Source organism: Streptomyces sp. NPDC006552, from assembly GCF_040611655.1.
GTDB lineage: Bacteria > Actinomycetota > Actinomycetes > Streptomycetales > Streptomycetaceae > Streptomyces.
Genome location: NZ_JBEXOS010000124.1, coordinates 1 through 8,685, shown reverse-complemented (window position 1 = coordinate 8,685; position 8,685 = coordinate 1). Strand labels below are relative to the sequence as shown.

Genomic DNA, 8,685 nt, shown 5'->3' with positions numbered 1-8,685 from the left:
TGCCCGATGTTCGACTTCGACGACCCCAGCCACACCGGCCGCTCCGCCACACGCCCCGGACCGAACACCTCCGCCAGCGCACCCGCCTCGATCGGGTCCCCCAACGGCGTCCCGGTTCCGTGCGCCTCGATCGCGTCGATGTCCGCGGGACCGAGCCGCGCCGCGGCCAGCGCGTCCTGGATCACCCGCTGCTGCGAAGGACCGTTCGGCGCCGTAAGACCCTGACTGCGGCCGTCCTGGTTGACCGCCGAGCCACGGATCACCGCCAACACCCGGTCACCATCGCGCTCCGCCACCGACAACCGCTTCAACACCAGTACGCCCGCGCCCTCGGCCCAGCCCGCACCATCAGCACCCGCCGAGAACGACTTGCACCGACCGTCCGCCGCCATCCCCTTCAACCGCGAGAACTCCACGAACAACGCAGGGGTACTCATGACCGTCACGCCGCCCGTGAGGGCCAGTTCGCACTCGCCCTGGCGCAGCGCCTGAACCGCGAGATGGAGCGCGACCAGCGACGACGAGCACGCCGTGTCGACCGTGACCGCGGGACCCTGGAGGCCGAGCGTGTAGGACACGCGGCCCGACACCACGCTGCCGGCGTTACCGGTGCTGACGTAGCCGTCGAGGGCGTCGAGGTCGTGGCCCTGCTGGTTGCCGTAGTCGGAACTCATCGTGCCCAGATAGACACCGGTACGGCTGCCGCCGAGCGATTCGGGCAGGACACCCGCACGCTCCAGCGCCTCCCACGACGTCTCCAGGATGAGCCGCTGCTGCGGATCCATCGACACCGCCTCACGCGGCGAAATCCCGAAGAACGCAGGATCGAAACCCTCCACCCCCTTGATGAACCCGCCCTCGCGCGCGTAACTCTTGCCCACCGAGTCCGGGTCGGGGTCATACACACCGAGCCCGTCCCACCGCGACGGCAGCCCGCCCACCGCATCCCCACCCGAGACCAGCAACTCCCAGAACGCCTCCGGCGTAGCAATGCCACCCGGCAGACGGCACGCCATCGACACGACCGCGATCGGCTCGGTGCGGGCCGCGCGCTCGGCGGTGAGTTCTTTCTCCGTCTCGACGAGCGCGTTGGCCGTACGCCGCAGGTACGCCTCGAGTTTTTCGAGCTTGCCGGTCTCCGACGTGGCTGCGGACCCGGCTTCGGACGCGACTTCGGACGCGCTCATTCGCTCACTCCAAGCTTGCGATCCAGGAACTGAAGAAGGTCATCCGTGCTGCCGGTGTCGAGTTCGGCCGCCGGCTCGGGCTGTTCGGCGCTGACGGGTGCGTGCTGGGCCAGGCCGTCCCGCAGGGCCAGCAGTCCGGCGGCGAGCCCCTGTTCCTCCAGTTCGGAGGGGGTCGCGGCGCGCAGCAGTTCGACGAGGCCGTCGATCTGGTTCCGGGTGAGCCGCTGTACGCCGTTCGATCCGGCCGGGCCGGCGCCGGAGCCGACGGCGAGCTTGTCGAGCAGGAGGCCGGCGATGGCGGCCGGGGTCGGATGGTCGAAGGCCAGGGTGGAGGGGAGCGGGACTCCGGACTCGGCGGACAGGCGGCGGCGCAGTTCGACCGCCATCAGGGAGTCCATGCCGAGTTCCTTGAGCACCTGCTGGGCGCCGGCGGCGTCCGTCCCGGAGAGGCCGAGGACGGTGGCCGCCTCGCGCTGTACCAGCTCCGTCACGTGTGGCAGCCGTTCGGCCTCCGGGAGCGCGAGCAACTGCTCGCGCAGCCCGGACGGGGTTCCGCCCGGTCCGGCGGCCTGCCGGCGCGGGGCCCGCAGCAGACTTCGCAGGAGTGCGGGGACGTCTCCGCCGTTGTCCGCCTGGCGTTGCAGTGCGGTGAGTTCGAACTTCACCGGTACGGCGTGGGCGTACGGCAGTCCCAGGGCGGCGTCGAGGGCGGCCAGTGCCTGCCGCTCGCTCAGCGCGCCCACACCGCCACGGCGCATCCGCGCCAGCTCCGCCTGCCCCAGAGCGGCGGTCAGGCCGGTACCGGCCTGCTGCCACAGTCCCCACGACAGACTCAGCGCCGCAAGGCCGTCCGCCCGCCTGCGGACAGCGAGAGCGTCCACGTAGGCGTTGGCCGCAGCGTAGTTCGCCTGCCCCGCACCACCCAGCACGCCCGCCGCCGACGAGAACAGCACGAACGCCGCCAGGTCGAGACCGAGTTCACGGGACAACTCGTCCAGGTGGGTCGCCGCGGCGGCCTTCGGGCCCCAGACACCGGCCAGCCGCTCGGGCGACTGCGCGGAGAGCAGACCGTCGTCGAGCACCGCGGCCAGGTGGAAGATCCCGGTCCAGGGGTGGGCGGCGTCCGCGATGGCCAGGACGGTGGAGACGTCCTCGCGCCTGCTGACGTCACAGGCGACGACCTGGACACTCTCCGCGCCGTCCGCGGTCAGTCCGGCGACCAGGTCCGCGGCGCCGGGGGCGTCGAGGCCGCGCCTCGACGTCAGCACCAGGTGCCGTACCCCGTGTTCGCGCACCAGGTGTCCGGCCAGGGCACGGCCCAGCTCACCCGTGCCACCGGTGACGAGGACGGAGCCGTGCGGGTCGAGGGCGGCGGCCGACGGCTCCGCGCCGGCCGCCTCCGTGTGCGCCGTCCGTACCAGCCGGGGGAGACGGATCTCGCCGTCGCGGATCACGATCTCCGGCTCGCCCGGCAGAGCCAGGGCCTGGGACAGCAGCGCCGGGTCGGCGCTGTCGTCGTCCAGGTCGACCAGGCGGATCACGCGTTCGGTGTACTCGCCGCGCGCCGCGCGGACCAGGCCCCACAGGGGGGCTCGCAGCGGGTCACGGACCTCGTTGTCCGCGCCCGCCGCCGAACGCGTGATCCACACCAACTCCACGTCGTTCAGCCGGGGTTCGCCCAGCAGACGTTGCAGAGTACGCAGCGCGGAAGCGGTCAGCCTCTGCGCGGCATCGGCGATGTCGCCAGGACCGCCGGCCGGCGCCGTCGGCGCGGTCGCGTCGACGGCCAGTCGAACGGGCGTCTGCCCCCCGTCATCGAGACGGGCAAGCAGTACATCCACATCAGCCACATGGTCGGCCTCCAGACTCTCGGACACCCCGGTGTTCTCACCGAGGACCCATGTACCGTCCGCCGGCGTCCCGTGTCCGGGCAGGGCGCGCGGCGGCCGGAAGTCGAAGCGGTAGAGGTGTTCGGCGGACTCACCGGCCCGGATCTGTTCCGCGGTCGCCACCCGGATCGCGAGTCCGTCCGCCCGCACCACGGGCCGTCCGGCCGGATCGGCCACCTCGACACGCGCCTGGGTACCGGAGCCGTCCAGATCGATCCGTACGCGCAGTTCGGTGCCGCCGCCGGCGTACAGCTCCACGCCGGTCCACTCGAAGGGCAGGAACACCGGCCGTTCGGCGCCCTCCTCCTGCCGCACCGCGACGAGCGCGTGCAGGGCGGCGTCCAGCAGGGCAGGGTGCACACCGAACCCGTCGGGCTTCAGCCCTTCCGCCAGGCGTACGACGCCGTAGGCGGTGTCGCCCTTGCGCCACAGCTCGGTCAGCCCCTGGAACGCGGGCCCGTAGACCAGACCCCGAGCGGCGAAGTCCTCGTAGAAACCCTCCAGTTCGACCCGCTCGGCACCCGGCACCGGCCACTGCGCCAGCTCCGACGAGAAGTCCGAAGAGACCGATGCCTCAGCCAGCTCACCGACCGCGTGCCGACGCCATTCCGCCTGGTCGTGGCCCTCCGGATGGCTGTACAGGGTGATCGGGCGACGTCCTTCGGCATCCGGCGCTCCGACGACCACCTGGAGGCGTACGGCACCGTCCTCGGACAGCACCAGCGGTTCGAGGAGTGTGAGTTCTGCGACGCGTTCCGCTCCTACGTGGTGCGCGGCGGTCAGGGCGAGTTCCAGCAGGCCCGTGCCGGGCACGAGCACCGTGCCGAACGCGGTGTGGTCCTTCAGCCACGGCTGCTCGGAGAGCGACAGCCGGCCGGTGAACAGATACCCGTCGTCGTCGGCGGTCGCCGTCACCGCGCCCATCCAGGGGTGCCCGGATGCGTCCAGGCCGACGGAACGCACGTCGCCGGACGGCGTCGGGGTGTCCATCCAGTAGGGCTCGCGCTGGAAGGCGTACGTGGGCAGGGAGACGACCGTGCCCGTACCCGTGCCGGTCGGGAGGACCTTGTTCCAGTCCAGCTCGTGTCCCTGGACGTGCAACAGGCTGAGGTTGCGCAGGAGTTGAGTCCAGTCGCCACGCTCACGCGCGAGGGATCCGACAACGATCCCGCCATGCTCGGCACTCGCGTCGGTCAACGGCATCGCCAGCACCGGATGCGCCGACATCTCCACGAACACCGAATGCCCGTCCGCCAGCAACCGGCTCAACGCCCGATCGAAACGCACCGGCTCCCGCAGATTCCGGCACCAATACCCGCCATCCAACTCCCCGCCCGCAGCCACCTCACCCGTGAGCGTCGAGTAGAAAGCGACGTTGGTGTCACTCGGCTCCAGACCAGCGAACTCCTCCGCCAGACCGGGCAGCAACGGGTCCATCTGCGCGTTGTGCGACGCGTAATCCACCGCGATCTTCCGCGCATACACCCCCCGCGCCTGAAGTACCTTCACCAGCTCCTCGATGGCCTCGGCCTCACCCGAAACGATCGTGGACCCGGACGTATTCACCGCCGCGACCGACAACGCCTCGCCGTAGGGGGTGAGCAGTTCCTCCACCTCCGATACGGGCCGCTCCACCAGCGCCATCCCGCCCAGACCCGCACACGCCAGCACCGCCCGCGAACGACCCGCCACGACACGCGCACCCTGTTCGAGGGAGAGCGCGCCGCAGACCACCGCGGCCACTACCTCGCCCTGTGAGTGGCCGACCACCGCAGCCGGCTCCACCCCCAGTGACCGCCACACCGCAGCCAGCCCCACACCCATCGCGAACAAGGCCGGCTGCACCACATCCACCCGGTCGAACGGCGGGTGTTCTCCGTCCAATCCGGCCAGGACCTCGCGCACCGACCAGCCCGTCAGCGGCCGCAACGCCGCATCACACGCCTCAATCGCCTCCCGGAAGACCTCACTGGAAGCGAGAAGGTCACGGCCCATACCGACCCACTGCGAACCCTGACCGGGGAAGACAAACACCACCTTCCCCCGACGCTCAGCCACCCCCGAGACAACCGACTCATGGGCTTCACCCGCAGCCAACGCCTCCAATGCCTGAGCTGCGCCCTCAGCATCAGAAGCCACCACACTCGCCCGGTGCTCGAAATGCGTCCGACGCACCGCCGCCGTCACCGCCACAGCAGGAAGAGACACATCCGAACGCTCCGACAACCACGACGCCCAACGCCCCGCCTGCTCCCGCACCGCAGCCACACTCTGCCCCGACACCACCACCGGCACCGGACCAACACCCTCCGCCTCCCCAGACCCCACCTCCGCAACAACCGGCGGCTCCTCCACAATCACGTGCGCGTTCGTGCCACTCAACCCGAACGACGACACCCCCGCCCGACGCGGACGCGACACATCCCGCTCCCACGCCTGCGCCTCCTGCACCAGCGCAAGACCGCTCTCATCCCACCCGACCAGCGGACTCGGCTCATCCGCATGCAACGTCTTGGGCAACACCCCGTGCTCCAGCGCGAGCACCATCTTGATCACACCCACCACACCCGCAGCCGCCTGTGCGTGCCCGATGTTCGACTTCGACGATCCCAGCCACACCGGCCGCTCCGCCGCCCGCCCCGGACCGAACACCTCCGCCAGCGCACCCGCCTCGATCGGATCCCCCAACGAGGTCCCGGTGCCATGCGCCTCGATCGCGTCGATGTCCGCCGGTGACAGGGCGGAGGCAGCGAGCGCGGCCTGTACGACGCGTTGCTGTGAGGGGCCGTTGGGCGCTGTGAGGCCCTGGCTGCGGCCGTCCTGGTTGACCGCCGAGCCACGGATCACCGCCAGCACCCGGTCACCGTCCCGCTCCGCCACCGACAACCGCTTCAACACCAGCACACCCGCGCCCTCGGCCCAGCCCGCACCATCAGCACCCGCCGAGAACGACTTGCACCGACCGTCCGCCGCCATCCCCTTCAACCGCGAGAACTCCACGAACAACGCAGGGGTGTTCATGACCGTCACGCCGCCCGCGAGGGCGATGTCGCATTCGCCCTGGCGCAGCGCGTTCGCGGCCAGGTGCAGAGCGACCAGCGATGACGAGCACGCCGTGTCGACCGTGACGGCGGGGCCCTGGAGGCCGAGGGTGTAGGACACGCGGCCGGAGACGACGCTGCCCGCGTACCCGGTGCTTGTGTACCCGTCGAGAGCGTCGAGGTCATGGCCCTGGTGGCCGTAGTCGGAGGTCATGGCGCCGAGGTAGACGCCTGTGTTGCTGCCGCCGAGCGATTCGGGCCGCACACCCGCACGCTCCAGCGCCTCCCACGACGTCTCCAGGACCAGCCGCTGCTGCGGATCCATCGACACCGCCTCACGCGGCGAAATCCCGAAGAACGCAGGATCGAAACCCTCCACGTCCTCGATGAACCCGCCCTCACGCGCGTAACTCTTGCCCACCGCCTCCGGATCGGGGTCATACACACCGAGCCCGTCCCACCGCGACGGCAACCCGCCCACCGCATCCCCACCCGAGACCAGCAACTCCCAGAACGCCTCCGGCGTAGCAATGCCACCCGGCAGACGGCACGCCATCGACACGACCGCGATCGGCTCGTCCGCCGGCGTCGGGGGGCGGACGGCCGTCCGGGAGCTGGTGCGGGCGGCGGTGGTCTGTGCCAGGTCCAGCCTTTCCAGCAGGAGGCCGGCGATGGCGGCCGGGGTCGGGTAGTCGAAGGCCAGGGTGGAGGGCAGGCTCAGGCCGGTCTCGGCGGAGAGCCGGCGGCGCAGTTCGACCGCCATCAGGGAGTCGATGCCGAGTTCCTTGAGCACCTGCCCCGCGCCGATGGCCTCGCTGTTGCCGACGCCGAGTACGACGGCTGCCTCCCGCCGCACCATGCCGGTCAGTTCGGTGACGCGTTCGGCCGCCGGGAGGGAGAGCAGCCGCTCGCGCAGCCCCGAGGGTGCCGCGGCCGTCTCGCCCGCGCGTCGACGCGCGGGCCGGACCAGACCTCGCAGCAGGCTCGGTACGTCGTCCGTCCGGCGTTGCAGTGCGGTGAGGTCGAGCTTCACGGGAACGACATGGGGGTACGGCAGATCCAGCGCGGCGTCCAGGGCGGCCAGTGCCTGCCGTTCGGTCAGCGCGCCGATCCCGGAGCGGCGCAGCCGTGCGATCTCCGCAGGACCGAGCGTGGCGGTCAGGCCGGTCCCGGCCTGCTGCCACAGCCCCCACGACAGGCTCAGCGCCGGCAGGCCGTCCGCCTGCCTGCGGACGGCGAGGGCATCGACGTGGGCGTTGGCGGCCGCGTAGTTGGCCTGTCCGGGGGAGCCCAGGGTGCCGGCCGCGGAGGAGAACAGCACGAACGCCGCGAGGTCGAGGCCGAGTTCACGGGACAGTTCGTCCAGGTGGGTCGCGGCGGCGGCCTTCGGGCCCCAGACCTCGGCGAGGCGGCCGGGGGTCTGGGCCGTGACGACGCCGTCGTCGAGCACGGCGGCGAGGTGGAAGATCCCGGTCCAGGGCTGGGCGTCGTCCGTCAGGAGCGTCCGCAGCTGCTCGCGGTCGGTCACGTCGCACGCGGCCAGCCGGACGCTCTCGGCTCCGGCGGAGGTCAGTTCGGCGACGAGTTCCGCGGCGCCGGGGGCGTCGGGGCCGCGCCGGGAGGTCAGTACCAGGTGCCGTACCCCGTGTTCGCGCACCAGGTGTCCGGCCAGGGCGCGGCCCAGCTCGCCCGTGCCACCGGTGACGAGGACCCGGCCGTCCGCGGTGAACCCGGTCCGCCGGTCCCCGTCGCCGGTCGGCGTGGCACGGCCCAGCCGGGCGACACGTATCTCTCCGTCGCGTACGACGATCTCGGGTTCGCCGGACACGGCCAGCGCGGGTCCGAGATCGCGCGCCGGATCCTCGACACCGACCAGCCGGACCGACCGCTCCGGGTACTCCGCCCGCACGGTCCGGACCAGCCCCCACACCGGCGCCTGGACAGACTCGCTGCCGGTGGCCCACACCAACTCGGTGTTCTCCAGGCGGGGTTCGGCCAGCAGCAGCCGCGCCGTCTCCAGTGCCCGGGTGGCCGCCCGCAGTGGGTCGGCGCCGGCCGTGGCATCGACCACGATCCGCTCCGGTACGGCTTCTTCCAGTCGTACGTCCAGCTCCTCGGCGCCGTCGTTCGGGCCGAGTACCCATGTCTCGAGTTCGGGGCCGTTCTCCAGCAGGCGCGGTGCCTGGAACTCCACCCGGTACAGATGCTCGACCGGCTCACCGGCCCGCAGTTGTTCCGCGGTGGCCGCACGCAAGCGCAGCGCCTCGGCGAGGACCACGGGCCGCCCGGCCGGGTCCGTCACGCTCACCCGTACGGTGTCGGCCGCGTCGTCCAGTTCGATGGCCACCCGCACTTCGCGGGCGCCGGACGCGTACAGTTCCGCGCCGGTCCACTCGAACGGCAGGAGGGCGCTCCCGGCGAGCGCCGGGTCCCCGCTCCGGACACTGACGAGTGCGTGCAGGGCGGCGTCCAGCAGGGCGGGGTGCACACCGAACCCGTCGGGCTTCAGCCCTTCCGGCAGGCGTACGACGCCGTAGGCGGTGTCGCCCTTGCGCCACAGCTCGGTCA

The 8,685-nt window shown here is 71.6% G+C and carries 2 protein-coding genes; both read right to left on the bottom strand.

The features are described 5' to 3' along the window. A partial coding sequence (locus ABZY33_RS35490) for a polyketide synthase (protein WP_356495845.1) occupies nucleotides 1–1,187 on the bottom strand: 1,187 nt, incomplete at its 3' end. After that, a partial coding sequence (locus ABZY33_RS35485) for a type I polyketide synthase (RefSeq protein WP_356495844.1) occupies nucleotides 1,184–8,685 on the bottom strand: 7,502 nt, incomplete at its 5' end. The genes ABZY33_RS35485 and ABZY33_RS35490, both read right to left, overlap by 4 nt.